Annotated in this window: 16 protein-coding genes and 1 riboswitch; of the genes, 11 read left to right on the forward strand and 5 right to left on the reverse strand. The window is 55.8% G+C overall.

From position 1 onward, the window contains the following. Window positions 1-114 precede the first annotated feature (114 nt). From leuO to KCG43_RS04450, 3 genes are all read right to left on the reverse strand, one after another. A complete protein-coding gene (gene leuO / locus KCG43_RS04440) occupies window positions 115-1071 on the reverse strand; it encodes a transcriptional regulator LeuO (RefSeq protein WP_192015431.1) in 957 nt (318 codons plus the stop codon). 320 nt (window positions 1072-1391) lie between these two features. After that, entirely contained in the window at window positions 1392-2504 is a 1113-nt protein-coding gene (locus tag KCG43_RS04445; RefSeq protein WP_218383554.1) for an MJ1255/VC2487 family glycosyltransferase, read from the reverse strand. Continuing rightward, window positions 2501-3016: a phosphatase PAP2 family protein gene (locus tag KCG43_RS04450; RefSeq protein WP_192015429.1), complete on the reverse strand. Its 516-nt coding sequence runs from the start codon at window positions 3014-3016 to the stop codon at window positions 2501-2503. The genes KCG43_RS04445 and KCG43_RS04450 overlap by 4 nt, the downstream gene beginning before the upstream one ends. A 451-nt stretch (window positions 3017-3467) precedes the next feature. Here KCG43_RS04450 and leuA point away from each other — a divergent pair, with 451 nt between their 5' ends. The 8 genes from leuA (at window position 3468) to thiQ (ending at window position 12794) form a co-directional block, all read left to right on the forward strand. Continuing rightward, window positions 3468-5018, forward strand: coding sequence for a 2-isopropylmalate synthase (gene leuA / locus KCG43_RS04455; protein WP_218383556.1), 1551 nt, complete (start codon window positions 3468-3470; stop codon window positions 5016-5018). Window positions 5019-5020: 2 nt separating this feature from the next. Then, window positions 5021-6112 carry a 3-isopropylmalate dehydrogenase gene (leuB, locus tag KCG43_RS04460; protein WP_027251791.1) on the forward strand — a complete coding sequence of 364 codons (1092 nt, stop codon included), beginning with the start codon at window positions 5021-5023 and terminating at the stop codon, window positions 6110-6112. 26 nt (window positions 6113-6138) lie between these two features. Next, window positions 6139-7578 carry a 3-isopropylmalate dehydratase large subunit gene (gene leuC / locus KCG43_RS04465; protein ID WP_218383558.1) on the forward strand — a complete coding sequence of 480 codons (1440 nt, stop codon included), beginning with the start codon at window positions 6139-6141 and terminating at the stop codon, window positions 7576-7578. Between the two features lie 17 nt (window positions 7579-7595). Then, complete coding sequence (gene leuD / locus KCG43_RS04470) at window positions 7596-8198, forward strand: 3-isopropylmalate dehydratase small subunit (protein WP_192015426.1); 603 nt, start codon at window positions 7596-7598, stop codon at window positions 8196-8198. A gap of 151 nt (window positions 8199-8349) precedes the next feature. Continuing rightward, window positions 8350-9129, forward strand: coding sequence for a DUF547 domain-containing protein (locus KCG43_RS04475; RefSeq protein ID WP_370630666.1), 780 nt, complete (start codon window positions 8350-8352; stop codon window positions 9127-9129). 89 nt (window positions 9130-9218) lie between these two features. Continuing rightward, window positions 9219-9321: riboswitch (TPP riboswitch) on the forward strand. A 116-nt stretch (window positions 9322-9437) separates the two neighbouring features. Then, a complete protein-coding gene (gene thiB / locus KCG43_RS04480) occupies window positions 9438-10424 on the forward strand; it encodes a thiamine ABC transporter substrate binding subunit (protein WP_192015425.1) in 987 nt (328 codons plus the stop codon). 27 nt (window positions 10425-10451) lie between these two features. Continuing rightward, on the forward strand, window positions 10452-12065 hold the full coding sequence (gene thiP / locus KCG43_RS04485; RefSeq protein ID WP_218383559.1) for a thiamine/thiamine pyrophosphate ABC transporter permease ThiP: 1614 nt from the start codon (window positions 10452-10454) through the stop codon (window positions 12063-12065). A gap of 3 nt (window positions 12066-12068) precedes the next feature. Further along, window positions 12069-12794, forward strand: a complete 726-nt coding sequence (gene thiQ, locus KCG43_RS04490) for a thiamine ABC transporter ATP-binding protein (protein ID WP_255557857.1) — start codon at window positions 12069-12071, stop codon at window positions 12792-12794. A gap of 37 nt (window positions 12795-12831) precedes the next feature. Here thiQ and KCG43_RS04495 read toward each other — a convergent pair whose 3' ends face one another. Next, on the reverse strand, window positions 12832-14208 hold the full coding sequence (locus KCG43_RS04495) for a PhoH family protein (protein WP_192015423.1): 1377 nt from the start codon (window positions 14206-14208) through the stop codon (window positions 12832-12834). Window positions 14209-14495: 287 nt separating this feature from the next. Here KCG43_RS04495 and rapA point away from each other — a divergent pair, with 287 nt between their 5' ends. The 3 genes from rapA to KCG43_RS04510 all read left to right on the forward strand — a co-directional run bounded on the left by rapA (window position 14496) and on the right by KCG43_RS04510 (window position 19269). Then, the gene (rapA, locus tag KCG43_RS04500) at window positions 14496-17411 is read left to right on the forward strand and encodes an RNA polymerase-associated protein RapA (RefSeq protein WP_218383560.1); all 2916 of its coding nucleotides are present in this window, start codon (window positions 14496-14498) and stop codon (window positions 17409-17411) included. An 89-nt stretch (window positions 17412-17500) separates the two neighbouring features. After that, on the forward strand, window positions 17501-18193 hold the full coding sequence (gene rluA, locus KCG43_RS04505; RefSeq protein ID WP_218383564.1) for a bifunctional tRNA pseudouridine(32) synthase/23S rRNA pseudouridine(746) synthase RluA: 693 nt from the start codon (window positions 17501-17503) through the stop codon (window positions 18191-18193). Between the two features lie 122 nt (window positions 18194-18315). Then, window positions 18316-19269, forward strand: a complete 954-nt coding sequence (locus KCG43_RS04510; protein ID WP_218383610.1) for a D-2-hydroxyacid dehydrogenase — start codon at window positions 18316-18318, stop codon at window positions 19267-19269. Window positions 19270-19281: 12 nt separating this feature from the next. Here the strand turns inward: KCG43_RS04510 and djlA are convergent, their stop codons facing one another. Then, window positions 19282-20136 carry a co-chaperone DjlA gene (gene djlA, locus KCG43_RS04515; RefSeq protein WP_192015420.1) on the reverse strand — a complete coding sequence of 285 codons (855 nt, stop codon included), beginning with the start codon at window positions 20134-20136 and terminating at the stop codon, window positions 19282-19284. Window positions 20137-20150: the final 14 nt, after the last annotated feature.

Below are 20150 nucleotides of genomic sequence, written 5' to 3' on the forward strand. Positions count from 1 at the left end.
ATGGCATAAAACAATTCGGCGACAATCCGCACTCAATTCCTGAGCCCGAAAAAAAGAAACGGCTGTTTCCCCGAAGAGAAATAGCCGTATTCAACACATTAGACGTTGCGATATTTAGCAGGTGACTTGATCACAGATAGCCAGTAGCTGGTCGCGCAGCCACTGGTGGCCCTTATCTTTTTGCGATGAGTCATGCCAGCTCAGATAACCGCTGATGGTTTTACCTTCAAACGGCAGTGTCATCAGCTGGAGCGACAAGGTATCCGCCATGGATTGCGCCAGCCATTTTGGCATCACGGCAATCAGATCGGACTGGCCGACCACGTACATCATATTGCTCAGGCTACCGCCCTGATAGGCGGCGTGACAGCCCGGCGCCTGATGGTATACGGCCTCTGCAAACCCTCGCGCTCCCTGCACTGGCTGAAGCACAGCATGCTTTTCAGCTACGAACTCGCCGGCACTCAGCGTCCCCTGAATGCGCGGGTGGTTACCGGCGGCGACCACCACCAGCTCGTCTTTAAACAATTCAGTAGACGTGAAGCCCTGATCATCGAAACGAAGATAATCGATAACGAAATCCAGTTCCTGATAGCGCAGTTTTTGCACCATGTCACTTTCAATACCCGCTTCCAGCGCCACCTGTGCCTTGGGGGCCAGATCGCCCAGCTGACGCAGAATATGGGGGGCGAAACGGATATCCAGCGGATTACACACCGCCAGGCGGAACAAGCGGTTCGATGTTTCCGGCAGGAAAGTCGAAGACGGCAGTTCATTTTTAATAAGCTGTAGCGCCTGACGCACGGGACCAAATAATTGCTTGGCTCTGGTGGTAGGCTGGATTCCCCTTCCATGGCGAATGAACAGCTCATCGTCAAAGGTCGTTTTCAGTCGCGCGACGGCATTACTCACCGCTGGCTGAGACATACCCAGGTTATGTGCTGCTCGGGTGATGTTCTGCTCCTGCATCACCGCATCGAATACTGTCAGCAAATTCAGATCTACATTCCGCAGGCTCAAGCCCATGGAGAGATTTTCTGCTGCTTGGAAAGACATACCTCTACGCGCCATTTCTGACCTCTTCTGCGAATAATCCGGAGAGTCTTGCTCCCGCTAACCAGGGCACAACACCCTCACATACCCATTAGAAAATTGGGGGTAATCAGTATTATTCAAAAGAATGATGACACCAATACCCTGAGAGCTCCCAACCTGGTTCTAACAGTATGATATGGGTCAATATTGAACGATAGTCCAAACAAAAACAAGCAGATAAATTCGTTATAAAAATATCTAAAAAGATATAAAACAATATGACTAGAAATGAATTTCAAGCACTTAGAAGGAAGTCAGACTCCTGACGTGCCAGCCACGTCAGGAAGAGGAGGTGATCAATAAGTCCCGGTGATTAATGATCGCTTACTGGAGATCCCGGCCTCTGAGCCGAAATCCGCCACGGTTTCAAGAACAGGCTCCGGAAAGCTGACAGGTTCCCAGAGTGACTGACACAGCGCCTCCACTGATGGACGGTTTTCTTCCTGTAGCCAGCGGGCAACGGCCAGCGCCACATCCGGCCAGATAACCTGTCCCGGCGAATGGCTGTCGAGCCAGTTGCGTATCGCGGCCGCATCCAGCGAATGCATACCAACCGCCAGCCCCATCAGCTCCAGCGTTGCCACATTGCTCAGTTGCTCATACTGGCCTTGCAGCGGTTTGAGCAACAATTTCTTGCCCAATGCGATAGCTTCTGACGGCAGCTCAAAACCTCCATTAGCAATGACGCCGTCACATACGGCTAACCGCTGATGAAAGCCAGTCCTGCTCAGCGCGCAGACATGGACATTGTCTTGCTGATAGCTCTGGCGCACAGCGGGGTGATAACAATAAAAGGTCACCGCTGAAAAACGGGACAGCATCTCCAGCACCTTATCCAGCCCTTCAAACGGCAGGTATACCAGCACTGACCCGTCAGATTGCGCCGGGGAATCAGTTTGCTGAGGCACAATCGGTGGCAGGATCGGAGCGCCGAAATGGTACCAGTGCAGGCCCAGTTGTTGATCCGTCGGTGCAAAATAACGGATCAGCTTTCTGTCCAGCCAGCTTTCTCCCTCTTTCGGCACATCATACAAAAACGCGCTCTGGTGACTGAGCCCCAGACTGGGGATCCCTTGCCGGCGAGCGGCCCAGGCAGACACTGGCTCAAAATCATTGAGCACCAGATCATAACCGGACAGATCCATGGCCTTAACCTCCCGCCAGAAATCCAGCAACGAATTCTGCCTGAAGGTTTGCCATTGGTTCACCTTGCCGCGCTCTGTGATAAAAGTCAGCCCGCGGGAGGTGTGATAATCGCCGAAGCACTCCATATCAAAATAGTGTTCAGCCTGGCGGCCGGAGAAATGGAAATCGACGGTCACGCCAAGCTGGGAAAAGGCTCTGGCCATTTCCCTGGCCCGGGAAATATGGCCGTTACCGGTTCCTTGTACGCCGTAAAGTATCTTCATATCGCCCCCTTGACGACATCAAAGCACATCATGCCCAGCAAAGCGCCCGCCACAATGTCGGTAATGAAATGCACACCCAGCAGCACACGGGAGAATCCGATCAGTATCGCCCAGGGCCAGACCAGCCAGGCTGCTGCCGGGTAAAAGGTAGAAATTAACGACGCCATCAGAAAAGCAGCGGCGGTGTGTCCGGATGGCAGACTGTATTTGTCAGAAGGTTGAATAAAACTGGGTAGCTGCGCCGGACGATCTCGTTTGAAGGTGTTTTTCAACAGCAGGTAGACAGGCAATTCCAACAGAAATGCCAGTAATCCCAAGCCTAATACCTGTCCGCCCTGTTGCCGGTCAAATACCCAGGCCAGCAAGCCGAACAGTAAGTATAAAGGCCCGTCCCCAGAACGGGAGACCATCCGGCTCAGTGTCGCCACCGGCTGATTAAAGCGGTGACACAGACATAAACTGGAAAAGGCGTAATCAAAGCGCTGGATAGGTACCAATACAGTCACTGCCATAGCACTATTCTCCTCTTAACCTGTGCAGCCAGATTAAGAAGCAGATATGACATGCGGGTGACGATTTCGAGGAGGGATAATGACAATCGCCGTCTTTGCGCTACCGGATGGTGCCGGCCACTGTTGCGCTATCGCCAAAAGGAGTCAGACGCCTCCGCTCTCCTATCGAAAATGCATAAAGATACAATTATCGCTTGACGCTAGTCTGTACAATTTGATATTCCTTTGGTCAACAACACAGCGGATCAAAAAAACAATGCAAACACAATTCACCCTTCTCCTCAGCCTACTCCTTCTCGTGACCAGTCGCGTGGGTAGCTGATGGGTGAAATTCACCGCTAAAAATTCAGATTAACCCGCGCCCAAGCGCGGGTTTTTCGTATAAAGGCCCGGCGTACAGGACGCGACCCAGCCATCATAGACAGGCAGGCCAACTAAAAAGGAAGCAATCATGAACGATCAGGTCATTATATTCGACACCACCTTGCGCGACGGCGAACAGGCCCTGTCCGCGAGCTTAACCGTGAAAGAGAAGCTGCAGATTGCCTACGCACTGGAGCGTCTGGGTGTAGATATCATTGAAGCTGGCTTCCCGGTGTCCTCGCCGGGCGATTTTGAGTCGGTGCAGACCATCGCCAGGCACATCAAGAACAGCCGCGTCTGTGCCTTGTCCCGTGCCGTGGCGAACGACATTGATGTCGCTGCCGAATCGTTAAAAGTTGCCGAAGCCTTCCGAATCCACACTTTCATCTCCACCTCCACCATCCATGTTCAGGACAAACTGCGCCGCAGCTACGATGATGTTATCGACATGGCGGTGGCTGCCGTTACCCGTGCCCGCAAGTACACGGACGATGTGGAGTTTTCCTGCGAAGATGCCGGCCGTACCCCGATAGATAATCTGTGCCGCATGGTCGAAGCCGCCATCAAGGCCGGTGCGACCACAGTTAACATCCCCGATACCGTAGGCTACACCCTGCCCAGCGAATTTGGCGGCATTATCAGTCAGCTGTTTAACCGGGTGCCAAACATAGACAAAGCAGTCATTTCGGTGCACTGCCACGATGATTTGGGCATGTCGGTCGCCAACTCCATGGCCGCCATTCAGGCCGGTGCCCGCCAGGTGGAGGGAACGATTAACGGGATTGGCGAACGTGCCGGCAACTGTGCGCTGGAAGAGATCGCCATGATCATCAAAACCCGCGCCGAGCTGCTGGGTGTCAGCACCAATATCAAACACGAAGAAATTTCCCGCACCAGCAAGATGGTCAGCCAGCTGTGCAACATGCCGATTCAGTCCAATAAAGCCATTGTCGGTGCCAATGCCTTCAGCCACTCGTCGGGTATCCACCAGGACGGCGTACTGAAGAACAAGAACACGTACGAGATCATGACACCGGAATCAATCGGCCTGAAGAACCAGGCGCTGAACCTGACCAGCCGATCCGGCCGCGCGGCCGTCAAGAGCCACATGGACAGCATGGGTTACAACGACAACGAGTACAACCTGGACACCCTGTACGCCGACTTCCTGAAGCTGGCCGACCGCAAAGGCCAGGTGTTCGATTACGATCTGGAAGCCCTGATGTACTTCGCCAACATGCGCGAGGAAGACGATTACTTCAAGCTGAACTACCTGAGCGTGCAATCGGGCAGCGTCATGGCCACCACCAGCATTAAGCTGCAGTGCGGTGACGAAGAGAAATGTGAAGCGGCAGTCGGTAATGGTCCGGTGGATGCGCTGTACCAGTGTATCTACCGCTTAACCGGCTATGAGATCGCCCTGGATAAGTTTGACCTGACCGCCAAAGGCGAAGGGGAAGACGGCCTGGGTCAGGCGGATATCATTGCCAATTACAAAGGCCGTAAATACCACGGTACCGGTCTGGCAACCGACATTGTTGAAGCGTCCGGACAGGCTCTGCTGCATGTGATCAACAGCATTCACCGCGCCGAGCAAATTGCAGAAATTAAACAGAAAACAAAAATGGAGACAGTATAACCATGGCAGGTCAACGCTATAAAATTGCCGTGTTATCCGGCGACGGGATTGGTCCGGAAGTCATGCGTCAGGCACACAAAGTGCTGGACGCCATTGAAGCCCGTTTTGGCTTCACCCTGGACCGTGAAGAATATGATGTGGGTGGTATTGCCATCGACAATCACGGCTCGCCGTTACCGGACCACACTCTGAAAGGCTGTGAAGCTGCCGATGCAGTGCTGTTCGGCTCGGTGGGCGGCCCGAAATGGGAACACCTGCCCGCCAATGAACAACCGGAACGCGGTGCGCTGTTGCCGCTGCGTAAACACTTTCAGCTGTTCTGTAACCTGCGACCAGCGCAGATCCACAATGGTCTGGAAGCCTTTTCTCCATTGCGTGCCGACATCTCCGAGCGTGGTTTTGACATAGTAGTGGTGCGTGAGCTGACCGGCGGCATCTACTTCGGTCAGCCAAAAGGCCGCGAAGGGGAAGGCGCGATGGAAAAGGCCTATGATACCGAGATCTATCATCGCTATGAAATCGAGCGTATCGCCCGTATCGCCTTTGAATCTGCCCGTCTGCGCCGCAAGAAAGTCTGCTCCATCGACAAAGCCAACGTGCTGCAAAGCTCTATCCTGTGGCGCGAAGTGGTGGAAGGGATCGCCAAAGATTACCCGGATGTCGAACTTAGCCACATGTATATAGACAACGCCACCATGCAGCTGATCAAAGATCCGTCGCAGTTTGACGTCATGCTGTGTTCCAACATCTTCGGTGACATTATTTCCGACGAATGCGCCATGATCACCGGCTCTATGGGCATGCTGCCTTCGGCCAGCCTGAACCAGGACAAGTTCGGCATGTATGAGCCGGCAGGCGGTTCAGCGCCGGATATCGCCGGTAAAAACATCGCCAACCCGGTGGCACAAATCCTGTCGGCGGCCCTGATGCTGCGCTACAGTCTGGAACAAGAAGAAGCGGCACGCGCCATTGAGCAAGCCGTCTCCCAGGCACTGGAAGCCGGTGAGCTGACCGCCGATCTGGCCGGCAGCCGCCCAGCCCTGTCTACCGACGCCATGGGCGATAAAATCGCCGCCTACATCCGCCAGGCGTAAGCCGAACGACGAGGAGCAAACGAGCAATGTCAAACACAACACACACAGCCAAAACGCTGTACGAAAAAGTCTATGATGCCCACGTCGTGGTAGCCGCCGAAGGTGAAAACCCGATCCTGTATATCGACCGCCACCTGGTGCACGAAGTCACTTCGCCGCAGGCCTTTGACGGTTTGCGTGAAAAAGGCCGTCAGGTTCGCCAGACCGGCAAGACCTTCGCCACTATGGACCACAACGTCTCAACGCAGACCAAAGACATCAATGCATCGGGTGAGATGGCCCGTATCCAGATGGAAACCCTGGCTAAGAACTGTAAAGATTTTGGCGTCACCCTGTATGATCTGAACCATAAATATCAGGGCATAGTCCATGTCATGGGGCCTGAGCTGGGTATTACCCTGCCGGGCATGACTATCGTGTGTGGCGATTCCCACACCGCCACCCATGGGGCGTTCGGCGCGCTGGCCTTCGGTATCGGTACGTCTGAGGTTGAGCACGTTCTGGCCACCCAGACCCTGAAACAAGCCCGCGCCAAAACCATGAAAATTGAAGTCAGAGGCAAAGTGGCCCCTGGCATCACAGCCAAAGACATCATTCTGGCGATCATCGGCAAAACCACAGCCGCCGGCGGTACCGGCTATGTAGTGGAATTCTGTGGCGAAGCTATCACGGATCTCAGCATGGAAGGCCGGATGACGGTCTGTAACATGGCGATTGAGCTGGGTGCCAAAGCGGGCCTGATCGCACCGGATCAGACCACCTTTGATTACATCCAGGGCCGTAACTTTGCCCCGACCGGCGCCGACTTTGAAGCTGCCGTTGCATACTGGCAGACAATGAAATCCGATCCCGGTGCACAGTTCGACCACGTAGTGACCCTGGATGCCAAAGACATCAAACCACAGGTCACCTGGGGCACCAACCCGGGTCAGGTAATTGCCATTGATGAGCCGATTCCGGCACCAGACAGCTTCAGCGATGCCGTTGAGCGCTCTTCTGCCGCCAAAGCACTGGCTTACATGGGGCTGGAAGCGGGTAAAAAACTGGCGGATTTCCCGATTGATAAAGTCTTCATCGGTTCTTGCACCAACTCACGTATTGAAGATATGCGAGCGGCCGCCGCTGTCGCCAAAGGCCGCAAAGTGGCCCCCAATGTGCAGGCGCTGGTGGTTCCCGGTTCTGAGCAGGTCAAAGCACAGGCCGAGCAGGAAGGGCTGGACAAGATCTTCATCGAAGCCGGTTTTGAATGGCGCCTGCCTGGCTGCTCTATGTGTCTGGCGATGAACAACGATCGCTTAGGTCCGGGTGAGCGCTGCGCTTCGACCAGTAACCGTAACTTTGAAGGCCGTCAGGGCCGCGATGGCCGCACCCATCTGGTCAGCCCGGCGATGGCCGCCGCTGCTGCCTGTGCCGGCCACTTCGTCGACATCCGCGAGCTGGACAAAGCCACCGTCGCCACCGCCTAATTTAAGAGGGAACAACCATGGCAGGAATCAAACAACACACAGGACTGGTGGTGCCGCTGGATGCCGCGAACGTCGACACTGACGCCATCATTCCAAAGCAGTTTTTGCAGAAAGTAAACCGTACCGGTTTCGGTAAGCACCTGTTTCACGACTGGCGCTTTCTTGATGACGCCGGCGAACAGCCTAATCCTGAGTTCGTTCTGAACCACCCGCGCTATCAGGGTGCCAGTATCCTGCTGGCCCGTGAAAACTTCGGCTGTGGTTCATCACGCGAGCACGCGCCCTGGGCGCTGGCTGATTACGGTATCAACATCATCATTGCGCCGAGCTTTGCCGATATTTTCTATGGCAACGCGATCAACAACCAGATGGTACCTGTGCGCCTGACAGATGCCGAAGTTGATGAGATCTTCCAGTTTGTCGACGCCAACCAGGGCGCCGAAGTGACAGTAGATCTGGTAAGCATGACGGTCAGCGCCAACGGCAAGTCCTACAGCTTCGAGATTGACGAGTTCCGCCGCCACTGCCTGCTGAACGGTCTGGACAACATCGGCCTGACCCTGCAGCACGAAGATAAAATCGCTGAATATGAAAGTAAGATCCCGGCCTTTCTGGCCTGATCTATACTGTCATTGCTGACTGGCTCAGACACCCTGCTCCGGCAGGGTGTTTTGTTAAGCGCCTGCACCGGAAAGAAACACCCTCTTGCTTCGGTCTGTTGAATATCAATCTTTTTACAGAGGTGTTCACATGTATCCGCTACGCCAAACCCTGACCGTCTTGCTCCTGATGACATTGCTCAGCCTGTCTTCAACGGCACTGGCCGCCCCCAAAGCCGATCTCTGGCCTTTGTGGCAAGCCAGCAACCCCAGCAATACCGCAAAAATTGACCACACTCTCTGGCAGGGCCTGCTCAACGACTATCTGCTGGTCGCCCCCAAACAGACCCGCTTTCGTTATGCCGCGGTCAGCCAGCAGGATAAAGCGGCTCTGGCACGCTATCTGAGTGAACTCACCGCGCTGGATCCGCGCCGCTACAACCGCAATGAACAATTTGCCTACTGGGTAAATCTGTATAACGCTCTGACCGTCAGAGTGATTCTGGACAACTATCCGGTCAGCTCGATCACCAAACTCGGCGGCATATTCAACTTCGGTCCCTGGGATGAAAAACTGATCACTATCCGCGGACAAAAATTGTCGCTCAATGATATTGAACACAGGATCCTGCGCCCTATCTGGCAGGACGAGCGTATTCACTATGTGGTGAACTGTGCCAGCTTGGGCTGCCCGGATCTGCTCCCTGAGGTCATGCAGGCCGATAAGCTGAACGAGCAGCTGGATGAAGCTGCCAAGCGCTTTATCAACAGCGAAAAAGGGGTTGATGTGCGCGGCCAGAGTGTCCGTCTGTCGTCAATTTATGACTGGTATCAGAGTGATTTCGGTACTCTGGCTGAGCTGCAAAAGCATCTGAACACTTACCTCAACCGGCCGGTGACGCTGGTATCGCCCAGTTACGATTACGACTGGCGGCTCAATGAGATCAAATAGCCTCGCCTGACAATTTAACTTGCAGCTCAGGAATCACAGCCAGCCGCAATTGTGGCTGGCAACCTGTGTCGGCCACGTTTACAATGAGAGCCGTTCTCATGGGGAGCCTTAGGGCTGAGATCGTACAGCGTACGGGACCCATTGAACCTGAACCAGATCATGCTGGCGGAGGAATTGAGAAAAACTGAGAGACAAGAAAGCACACCTTTATCCCCGGTTCGTGCCTTTCCGGAAACCTTCCCTCTCACTCAACCCCGCGCCTTGAAGAAATCGGAATTCCCTGTCTTACAGGAACTCAGGAGCGCTTTGTGAAACACTTACTGTTAACCTTACCCCTGCTGGCTGCCGCCACGTCTGCCGCCGCCGCTCAACCGACCTTGACGGTTTACACCTACAGCTCTTTTACCGCGGATTGGGGACCGGGTCCGGCCATCGAAACCGCGTTTGAGAAAGAGTGCGGCTGCGATCTGCAGTTTGTCGCCCTGGATGATGGTGTATCCATCCTCAACCGTGTCCGTCTGGAAGGCAAAAGCAGCAAAGCCGACCTGCTGTTAGGGCTGGATAACAACCTGATGACGGAAGCCAAAAAAACCGGGCTGCTGACCACTCACCAGGTGGATACCGCGGCGGTCACTATTCCGGGCGGCTGGCAAGATGACACCTTTGTCCCTTTCGATTACGGTTACTTCGCTTTCATTTATGACAGCAAGAAACTGAATAACCCGCCAGACAGCCTGAAAGCGCTGGTTGAGCGCGACGATCTGACGATGATTTACCAGGATCCCCGTACCTCAACGCCGGGACAGGGTCTGATGCTGTGGGTGAAATCTGTCTATGGTGACCAAGCCGCCACTGCCTGGCAGCAACTGGCGAAAAAAACCGTGACTGTGACCAAAGGCTGGTCAGAGGCTTACAGCATGTTCCTCAACGGCGAAGCCGATCTGGTGCTCTCTTACACCACATCACCGGCCTACCACCTGATTGCCGAACAAGAAGACAAGTACAAAGCCGCCAACTTCAGCGAAGGCCACTATATGCAGGTGGAAGTTGCCGCTAAGCTCAAAAACAGCCGCAACAGTGAGCTGGCCGAGCAGTTTCTTAACTTCATCCTGACGCCGGGCTTCCAGTCACACATTCCAACGGGCAACTGGATGTATCCGGTCACCGGCCAGGAGCTGCCTGAAGGGTTCAGCAGCCTGACCTTGCCTGCCAAGTCGCTGGAATTTTCCGCCGATGAAGTCGCGAAAGAGCGTAAAAGCTGGATTCGCGAGTGGCAGACGGCCCTGACCCAGTAATGCAACTGTAGTGCAATAGGACAGCTCTTGTTACTCTCCCGTTCCAGCCTGCCCGGCCTGTTAAGCGCCGGGCTGATACTGCTTGTGGTCGGCGGAGCGCTCAGCGCGCTGCTGAGTCAGGCCACCGAACTGCAACCGCTCAGCTTGTGGCAGGATCCTTACCTGCGTCATGTCACGGTCTTCAGCTTTAAACAGGCCCTGTTATCAACTCTGCTCAGTGTGATTCCGGCAATCCCTGTTGCTTACGCCCTGTCCCGGCGGCGTTTTCCGGGCCGGACTGTATTACTCAGGTTGTTTGCCATGACGGTGGTGCTGCCGGTACTGGTGGCGGTGTTTGGTTTGCTGGCTATCTATGGCAACAGCGGTTTGCTGGCACAAGCACTGGCAAGGCTGGACATGACCCTGCCGTTCAGCATCTACGGTCTGAACGGCATTCTGCTCGCTCATGTCTTTCTCAACCTGCCGCTGGCGAGCCGGTTGCTGTTGCAAAGCCTGGAAAGTATTCCGGCCGAACAGCATCAGCTTGCAGCCCACCTGGGCATGAAAGGCTGGCCACTGTTCCGGCTGGTTGCCTGGCCGCGGCTGCGTCAGCAACTGCCTCAGATCGCCGGGCTGGTGTTCATGCTGTGCTTTACCAGCTTTGCGGTGATTATGTCGCTGGGCGGCGGCCCGAAAGCCACCACGATTGAGCTGGCCATCTATCAGGCGCTGAGATACGACTTTGATTTAGCCGCTGGTGCCATGCTGGCATTATGGCAGATGCTGCTGTGTTGCTCGCTGGTGCTGCTCGGCCAGCGCTTTGCCAGACCGCTGTCCACGCTCAGCGGCCGGGTTCGCCAGGGGCATCCGAATTATCTCGACAGTCGCACAGCAAGGGTATGGGACGGATGCTGGATTGGCTTAGTACTGCTGCTGGTACTGCCGCCTATGCTGGCAGTACTGAGCGCCGGGCTCAATGACCAGCTGCCACAGCTGCTGAGCACCCCCGCCCTGTGGCAGGCGATCAGCCATTCATTGCAAATCGCGCTGCTGGCCTGCCTGCTGGCACTGATCAGCGGTATCGCCATACTCTGTGCCAGCCGTTACTGGCGGCTGCAGCGCTACCGCCTCTCTGCCGACGGGCTGGAGCTGATCGGTACCATTATTCTGGTCACACCCGGGCTGGTGATCAGCACAGGTCTGTTTCTGCTGCTGCGCGAATTCACCGACGTCTTTGCCTCGGCATTCTGGGTGGTAGTGGCCGTCAATGCCCTGATGGCACTGCCTTATGTCATCAAAACCCTGAGCCAGCCAATGCTGCATCTCGCGCAGCAATACAACCCGCTGTGCCAGAGTTTGGGCATGCGCGGCCTGTCGCGCCTGTATCTGGTGGAATGGCGGGCACTGCGCAAACCTATGGCCCAGGCGATGGCGATCAGCTTCGTGTTGTCACTGGGCGATCTGGGTGCCATTGCTCTGTTCGGCAGCCAGGATTTTCAGACCCTGCCCCTGTACCTGTTCCAGCTGATGGACAGCTATCAGATGGATGCTGCCGCCGTTGCCGCCCTGCTGCTGCTCTTGCTCAGCCTGGGTATTTTCACTGTGGTGGAAAGCCTGTTATTGTCCCGACATCCCTCGTCTGACCGCACTGCTAACGGATAACTTATGACCTCACCTATGCTCGCTTTATCTCAACTGAGCCATTGCTACCGTCACCATAATCAGGAGTCTATGCAGCTCAGCTTTGATTTGTCGGTCGCGCAGGGAGATATTCTGGCGGTGATCGGCCCCAGCGGGGCGGGCAAAAGTACCCTGCTGGCGATGATCGCCGGTTTTCTCAAGCCGGACAGCGGCGAACTGAGGATCAATGGTGAAGTGATCGACAGGCAGAATCCGGCCGAGCGGCCGCTGTCGATCCTGTTTCAGGATCACAACCTGTTTCCGCATCTGAGCGTGTTTGACAATATTGCTCTGGGTATCCATCCCGGGCTGCGCCTCAGCACCGCTGATCAGGCTCAGGTCAAAGATGCGGCAGCGCGGGTCGGCATCGCTCATTATCTGGATCGCCTGCCTGAGCAGCTGTCCGGCGGCCAGAAACAGCGGGTGGCCGTGGCACGCTGCCTGGTCAGACACCGCCCTCTGCTGTTACTCGATGAGCCGTTTTCCGCACTGGATCCGGCGCTGCGGCAGGAAATGCTGGATCTGATCGCCAGTCTGGCCAAGGAAGCCGGGATCACTGTGCTGATGATCACCCACAGTCCGGACGATGCGCTAAAGATTGCCGATCACTGTGCCTTTGTCGAGCAGGGTGAAATCCGGGTATGCGGCCCCACCCAGCAAGTGCTGGGGGAGCCGGAAGATGAAAGATTAAGGAAGTACCTCGGGCGATGAATGCTTAAGATCCGCTCAGCGTATCCCGCCCAGTGAATTACAGATTTTCTTCAGCAAATTCCGCCAGACGGCTGCGCACCACACCATTGAGGTAAATGTTGGCGCTGCCCTCGAAATTCTTAAATCGTTCAACGATATAGGTTAAGCCTGATGTCACAGGCGACAGGTAAGTGGAATCGATCTGCGCCAGATTACCGGAACAGACCAGCTTAGTGCCCTCACCACAGCGGGTGATGATGGTCTTGATTTGCGACGCGGTCAGGTTCTGACACTCATCCAGCAACACGAAAGCGTTCTGGATAGAGCGGCCGCGCATAAAGTTAATCGATTTGAACTGGATATTGGCTTTTTCGAAAATATATTTCATCGAACCGTCAGTGCAGACATCGTGCTTATGCAAGGCCTCCATGGTGTCTGTCACTGCCGCCAGCCAGGGCATCATTTTCTCTTCTTCCGTGCCCGGCAGGAAACCGATAGATTCAGCAATGTCCGGGGTATTGCGGGTGACAATGATCTTGTCGTACATGCCTTTTTCTATCACCAGCTCCAGTGCGGCGGCCATCGCGAGGATCGTTTTACCACACCCGGCCGGGCCGGTCAGGATCACCAGATCGATATCAGGATCGAGCAGCGCGTCCATCGCCATTCCCTGATAAATGTTCTTCGGATGAATACCCCATGCCTGGCGGTGCATCAGGCGCTCATGCCCCAGATCTTTCAGGGTGACCATTTCCCCGTCCAGACTCTGAATCCGGGCAGCGAAATCGGTATCTTCATCAATCAGGTACTGGTTGACGAAAGGCGAATCAAACAGCTCTTGCGGCAGCGTATGCAAGGTCGAACGGCCGCGTTTTTCAGAATGGCACTCACCCACACGCTCCCAGAAACTGGCCGGATAGCGGTGGAACCCTTTGGTCAGCAGGCTGACATCATCAATCAGCTGATCTGACCGGTAATCGTCGACGTAAAACACCCCGGCGCCTTTGGCACGCAGGCGCATATTGATGTCTTTAGTGATCAGCACCACCTTGCGCGGCGCATAATGATTCTGGAGGTAGAGCACCCCATTGAGAATACGGTTGTCACCGGCCTTGTCGGCAAAGGCATGCACAGTTTCGTGGATTTCGTAATCGGCGAAAATCGCGATACGGCCTTTGTGATCACCTTGCTCAGTCAGGGGGATCCCGGCTGAGATTTGTTCCGGCGTGGCATCGTGGAAGATATCTTCGAGGGCGCGGATAGCAACACGGGCATCGCGGGCAACGTCGCGTTTGCTGTCTTTGATCCGGTCGAGTTCTTCCAGGACCGTCATGGGAATCACTACGTCGTGCTCTTTGAAAGAGTAGATGGCGAGGGGTTCATGTAACAGGATGTTGGTATCAAGTACAAAGACTTTCCTATCAGCATCGTCCATAGACGTCTCCTTGTTCACCTGAAATAGCCATTGGCAAAGGCTATCATTAATAAGCCTAAACCCGCTTTTCATTAATGACCGCAAAAAATGAAAATATTGTGACAATTTTCTCACTTGATGGGTCCATCACTTAGCCCGTGACCTGGCTCCCATCATGCAGTACCATTAGCCCCCTTTTTTGCCGGCGCCATTTGTGGCTTACACTTAATTTCAGTGTAGTTGATTTATTCATCGTCGCCGGGATCCAATTCTCCTTGATTTCAAATATTTAGAAGGTTTTTTCCACTATGCCATTTGCTTTGGGTCAACGCTGGATCAGTGACACGGAAAGTGATTTAGGGTTAGGAACTGTGGTCGCCATGGATGCGCGTACTGTCACCCTTATGTTTGCCGCCAGCGAAGAGAATCGCGTGTATGCCCGCCATGATGCCCCTGTCACCCGCGTGATGTTCAACGCCGGTGATGTGACTGAGAGTCAGGAAGGCTGGTCGCTCAGGGTCGAGCAAGTGGAAGAACAACAAGGGGTGCTGACCTATGTCGGCACCCGTACCGATACCGGGGAAGAAAATGTATCGTTGCGCGAAATCTTCCTCAGCAACCAGATTCGTTTTAACAAGCCGCAGGACAAGCTGTTCGCCGGTCAGATTGACCGCATGGACCGTTTCGCCCTGCGCTACCGCGCCCTGAAAAACCAGCACCAGCAGCACAAGAGTCCGCTGCGCGGCTTGTGCGGGATGCGTGCCGGCCTGATCCCGCACCAGCTGTTCATCGCCCATGAAGTGGGCCGCCGTTTTGCCCCCCGTGTCCTGCTGGCCGACGAAGTGGGCCTGGGTAAAACCATTGAAGCCGGGATGATCATCCACCAGCAGGTGCTGGCGGGACGCGCTGAGCGTATTCTGATCCTGGTGCCGGAAACCCTGCAGCATCAGTGGCTGGTTGAGATGATGCGCCGCTTCAACCTGTATTTTTCTATCTTCGATGAAGAGCGCTGTGTCGAAGCCATTGCCGATGCGGCCAATCCGTTTGATACCGCGCAATACGTGCTGTGCTCACTGGATTTTCTGCGCAAGAGCCGCCGCCGTTTCGAACAGGCGCTGGACGCCGACTGGGATCTGCTGGTAGTCGATGAAGCCCACCACCTGGTGTGGAGTGAAGAGGCGCCAAGCCGTGAGTACCAGGTGGTGGAAGCCCTGGCCGAGAAAACCCCGGGCTGCCTGCTGCTGACGGCCACGCCGGATCAGCTGGGCCATCAGAGCCACTTCGCCCGCCTGCGCCTGCTCGACCCGGATCGCTTCTACGACTACGATGCCTTTCTCGATGAAGAGCGCCAGTACGCCCCGGTCGCCGATGCCGTGTCAGACCTGCTGGCCGGCAAAAAACTGGACGACGACAGCCGCGCGACACTGATCAATCTGCTGCCAGAGCAGGACATTGCCCCGCTGCTGGACACACTGACCACGCAGGGCGACGAACACGCCCAGCATGCCGCGCGACAGGAGCTGGTCGACAACCTGATGGACCGCCACGGTACCGGTCGCGTGCTGTTCCGTAACACCCGTGCAGCGGTGCAGGGTTTTCCTCAGCGTCACCTCAATCTGTACCCGCTGGCGATGCCGTCTCAGTACAGCACGGCCATGCGTGTCGCCGGCATGATGATGGGGAAAATCAGCGAAGAAGAAAAAGTGCTCAAGCTGCTGTACCCGGAAGATATTTATCAGGAATTTGAAGGCGAATCGGCCACCTGGTGGAACTTCGACCCGCGGGTGAGCTGGCTGCTGGATTTCCTCAAAGCCAACCGCAATGAAAAAGTGCTGGTGATCTGCTCCCGCGCGCAAACCGCGCTCAATCTGGAGCAGGCACTGCGCGAAAAAGAAGGCATCCGGGCCACTGTGTTCCACGAAGGCATGTCAATTCTCGACCGCGACAAAGCGGCTGCTTACTTCGCTCAGACAGAAGACGGCGCGCAGGTGCTGCTGTGCTCGGAAATCGGCTCTGAAGGCCGCAATTTCCAGTTTGCCAACCAGCTGGTAATGTTCGACCTGCCGAACAACCCGGATCTGCTGGAACAACGTATCGGCCGTCTGGACCGCATCGGCCAGCAAAGGGATATCGAGATCCATGTGCCGCACCTGCAGGGCACCTCGCAAGCGCTGCTGGCGCACTGGTATAACGAGGGCCTCAATGCCTTTGAAGAAACCTGCCCGACAGGCCGTGCTGTGTATGAAGCCATTCAGCCGCAGTTGATCACTCTGCTGGCCAGTGAAAACCATAGCGCTGAGGCGCTGGACTCGCTGATTGCCGACAGCGCTCGCATGCACACTGAGCTGAAGAGCAAAATGGAACAGGGTCGCGACCGTCTGCTGGAGATCCATTCCAACGGTGGCGATGCCGCCCGTGAGCTGGTCGAGCAGATTGCCGCCAAAGACGGCGATACCAATCTGGTGACCTTCGCGCTGGGGCTGTTTGACACTGTGGGCCTTAATCAGGATGACAGAGGCGAAAATGCCCTGGTTATCACCCCGTCTGAGCACATGCTGGTATCGAGTTTCCCGGGTTTGCCGCAGGATGGCTGCACCATTACCTTTGACCGCGATACCGCCCTGTCGCGTGAAGACATGCACTTTATCAGCTGGGAACACCCTATGATTCAGGGCGGGATTGATCTGCTGCTGTCGGAAGGTGTCGGCACCACTGCGGTGTCTTTGCTCAAGAACAAGGCACTGCCCGCCGGCACACTGTTGCTGGAGCTGGTGTACGTGGTTGATGCCCAGGCACCGAAACAATCCGGCATCGGCCGCTTCCTGCCGCACACGCCTATCCGTATCCTGCTGGATGCCAAAGGCAATAATCTGTCGGATAAAGTCGAGTTCGAAGGCTTCAACCGCCAGCTGAGTCCGGTCAACCGTCATCTGGGCAGCAAACTGGTGAATTCGGTCCAGAGAGACATCCATGCCCTGATTGCCGCTGGCGATCAGCTGATCGAACCTGAGCTGGCCAAAGTGCGCCAGGCCGCGCAACAGGATATGGAAAACACCTTAGGGGCAGAGCTGGCCCGTCTGCAGGCCCTGAAGTCCGTTAACCCTAACATCCGGGACGATGAGCTGGAGTTGCTGCAAAGCCAGATTCAGGATCTGACCGCTTACATCAGCAAAGCCCAGATTCAGCTCGATTCGCTGCGTGTCATCGCCGTCAGCCATAACTGATACGGCAATATCCGGGCGGTAGGTACTCCCTGCCGCCCTGTGTTACCATTTCGCCGCTGCCTGTGCGTACAACCTGAGATAGCCCGAACATGAACCCCTTACCACCGCTGGACTATAACCCGCCTGCCGATCCCTGGCTGGATGTTCTGTATGTCGACCGCGATATCATAGCCGTCAACAAGCCTTCCGGTTTGCTGTCAAATCCCGGCCGCGATCCGGCTCATGCCGACAGCGTGTTTAACCGCGTGCTGGCCGAGCATCCCAAAGCGCAGATTGTGCATCGTCTGGACATGGCCACTTCCGGCCTGATCATACTGTCGCTCAACAAGGATGCCGAACGGCACCTCAAAGCCCAGTTCCGTGATCGTCAGACCGAAAAAGTCTATTACGCCCGGGTCTGGGGCACGCCAGAGCAGCTAAGTGGCACCATAGATCTGCCGCTGATTTGCGACTGGCCCAACCGCCCGATGCAGAAAGTCTGTTTTGAGCACGGCAAACCCTCAGTGACCCATTATGAGGTGATTGCCAGTGACGGCCAGAGCAGCTTAGTCCGACTGCGCCCGGTCACAGGACGCTCTCATCAGCTTCGCGTCCACATGCTGGCGCTGGGCCACCCGATCCTGGGCGATGGTTTCTATGCCCATGATCAGGCCAAAGCACTGGCCCCCCGCCTGCAACTGCACGCGGCGGAACTGAGCTTCTTCCACCCCTACAGCAACGAAGCACGTCATGTGTTCGCACCGTGCGAATTCTATCCCGACGCGCCCGAGCGGACGCTGTAAAGTACAACCGGCCTTAGCTGCCGACCTCTGAGTCGGCAGACTTGTTTGCCCAACTTGCAGCCTGCCCCTCGCTGGTGTTTACTGTGTGCCATCAACCACAGCATCAGCAGGGAGCCAGAGTGATGCACCAGATAGTTTTTCTCGACCGCGATACCATCCCCCATCAGATCACCCTGCCCCGCCCGGCCTTTGCGCACCACTGGCAGGAATACCCGACCACCTCTTCGGCGCAGGTTGCTGAACGGCTGCAACAGGCCACCATAGCCATCACCAATAAAGTGGTGCTCAATGCTGACACGCTGCGCCAGTTGCCGCAGCTGAAAATGATCGCCATTGCCGCCACAGGCACCAATAATGTCGATCTGGACTACTGCCGCGAGCACGGCATAGTGGTCAGTAACATTCGCGGTTATGCCACCGGCTCGGTACCAGAGCACGTCATTGCCATGCTGTTTGCGCTCAAACGCAACCTGTTCGCGTACCACAGAGATATTCAGGCCGGCGTCTGGCAGGAGAAGAAACAATTTTGCTTTTTCAGCCACCCGATTGGCGATGTGGCCGGCAGCACGCTGGGGGTGATCGGCAGCGGCAGTCTGGGGCAAGCGGTCGCTAAACTGGCCTCAGCCCTTGGCATGAAGGTGGTATTTGCTGAACGCAAAGGCGCGGCATCATGCCGCGACGGTTACCTGCCTTTTGAGCAGGTGCTGCAAACCGCCGATGCGATTACGCTGCACTGTCCGCTCAGTGAGGAAACAACCAATTTGATTGCGGCACCGGAACTGGCACAAATGAAGCCCGGCAGCCTGCTGATCAATACCGGCCGCGGCGGACTGGTTAACGAAGAGGATCTGGTTGAAGCACTGCGATCCGGCCATCTGGGCGGTGCCGGGTGCGATGTGTTTACCCAGGAGCCCGCCGACGAATCTAACCCGCTGCTGGCAAACGCAGCGTTGCCAAACCTGCTGCTGACACCCCATGTGGCCTGGGGAGCGGACTCGGCCATTCAGGCGCTGGCCAATCAGCTGATCGACAATCTGGAAGGCTTTGTCGCCGGCCACCCTCAGCACTGTGTCTGAGGGTCTGGCCACTTACTTAAAGCCTTTTTCTTTTTTTATCAGCTCGTAAGCTGCCGTCAGTTCCTGGGCTTTCTGCTTTGCCAGCTCCATCATCTCTGGCGGTAAACCTTTGGCCGCCAGTTTGTCAGGATGGTGCTCGTTCATCAGTTTGCGGTAAGCCCGTTTCAGATCTTTCGGACTGGCCTGTTGTTCGACGCCCAGCAGTTCATACGCATCACTGAGCTGATCCCGGGTTGGTGCCTGTCGAAAACCGCCCTGCTGTTGCTGTGACTGCTGGCGATAAAAGCCCCCGCCCTGCTGAAAGCGAAACGCCGCTTCTTGCATATGCAGCCGCCTTTCCAGCTGCTGATCGGAAAAACCCAGGGCACGGCCAATCACGAACAGTAACTGACGTTCTTTCGGATGCAGGCTGCCGTCGGCAAACGCGGCCTGGATCTGCAATTCGAGAAAAAACTGCAACAAATCAAGCCGCCCCGTCCCTTGCTGACGCACCCTGGCCAGCACTTCCTGAAGGGGGAAATCTTCTGATTTGCCGTCACGAAAAGCTTCCTGAGCCAGCCGGCGGGCATCACCATGCAGCTGCATTCGGTCCATAATCGCGCTGGCGACGCGGATTTCATCCTGGGTCACCCGGCCTTTCGCCTTGGCCATATGACCCATCACAGCAAACGCCGCATGAAAAAACGCCGCCTGACGTTCATGCTGATCTGCCTGACCCTGGCTAAAACGACCAAAACTGCCGCCCTGATAAACACCGGCACGCGCCCGATCGAACTTATGACCCAAAAAGATGCCTAATAACAACCCGATAGGTCCACCAAGAAGGAAACCAAAAAATGCCCCTAAAATCTTGCCCAACACCTGCATGTTATACTCTCTGG

The organism is Photobacterium sp. WH24 (assembly GCF_019204055.1).
GTDB classification, from domain to species: domain Bacteria; phylum Pseudomonadota; class Gammaproteobacteria; order Enterobacterales; family Vibrionaceae; genus Photobacterium; species Photobacterium arenosum.

Excerpts from the sequence above, each read along its gene's own strand:
- leuO (WP_192015431.1), bottom strand. The coding sequence starts at position 1,071 with ATGGCGCGTAGAGGTATGTCTTTCCAAGCAGCAGAAAATCTCTCCATG.
- KCG43_RS04445 (WP_218383554.1), bottom strand. The coding sequence starts at position 2,504 with ATGAAGATACTTTACGGCGTACAAGGAACCGGTAACGGCCATATTTCC.
- KCG43_RS04450 (WP_192015429.1), bottom strand. The coding sequence starts at position 3,016 with ATGGCAGTGACTGTATTGGTACCTATCCAGCGCTTTGATTACGCCTTT.
- leuA (WP_218383556.1), top strand. The coding sequence starts at position 3,468 with ATGAACGATCAGGTCATTATATTCGACACCACCTTGCGCGACGGCGAA.
- leuB (WP_027251791.1), top strand. The coding sequence starts at position 5,021 with ATGGCAGGTCAACGCTATAAAATTGCCGTGTTATCCGGCGACGGGATT.
- leuC (WP_218383558.1), top strand. The coding sequence starts at position 6,139 with ATGTCAAACACAACACACACAGCCAAAACGCTGTACGAAAAAGTCTAT.
- leuD (WP_192015426.1), top strand. The coding sequence starts at position 7,596 with ATGGCAGGAATCAAACAACACACAGGACTGGTGGTGCCGCTGGATGCC.
- thiQ (WP_255557857.1), top strand. The coding sequence starts at position 12,069 with ATGACCTCACCTATGCTCGCTTTATCTCAACTGAGCCATTGCTACCGT.
- KCG43_RS04495 (WP_192015423.1), bottom strand. The coding sequence starts at position 14,208 with ATGGACGATGCTGATAGGAAAGTCTTTGTACTTGATACCAACATCCTG.
- rapA (WP_218383560.1), top strand. The coding sequence starts at position 14,496 with ATGCCATTTGCTTTGGGTCAACGCTGGATCAGTGACACGGAAAGTGAT.
- rluA (WP_218383564.1), top strand. The coding sequence starts at position 17,501 with ATGAACCCCTTACCACCGCTGGACTATAACCCGCCTGCCGATCCCTGG.
- KCG43_RS04510 (WP_218383610.1), top strand. The coding sequence starts at position 18,316 with ATGCACCAGATAGTTTTTCTCGACCGCGATACCATCCCCCATCAGATC.
- djlA (WP_192015420.1), bottom strand. The coding sequence starts at position 20,136 with ATGCAGGTGTTGGGCAAGATTTTAGGGGCATTTTTTGGTTTCCTTCTT.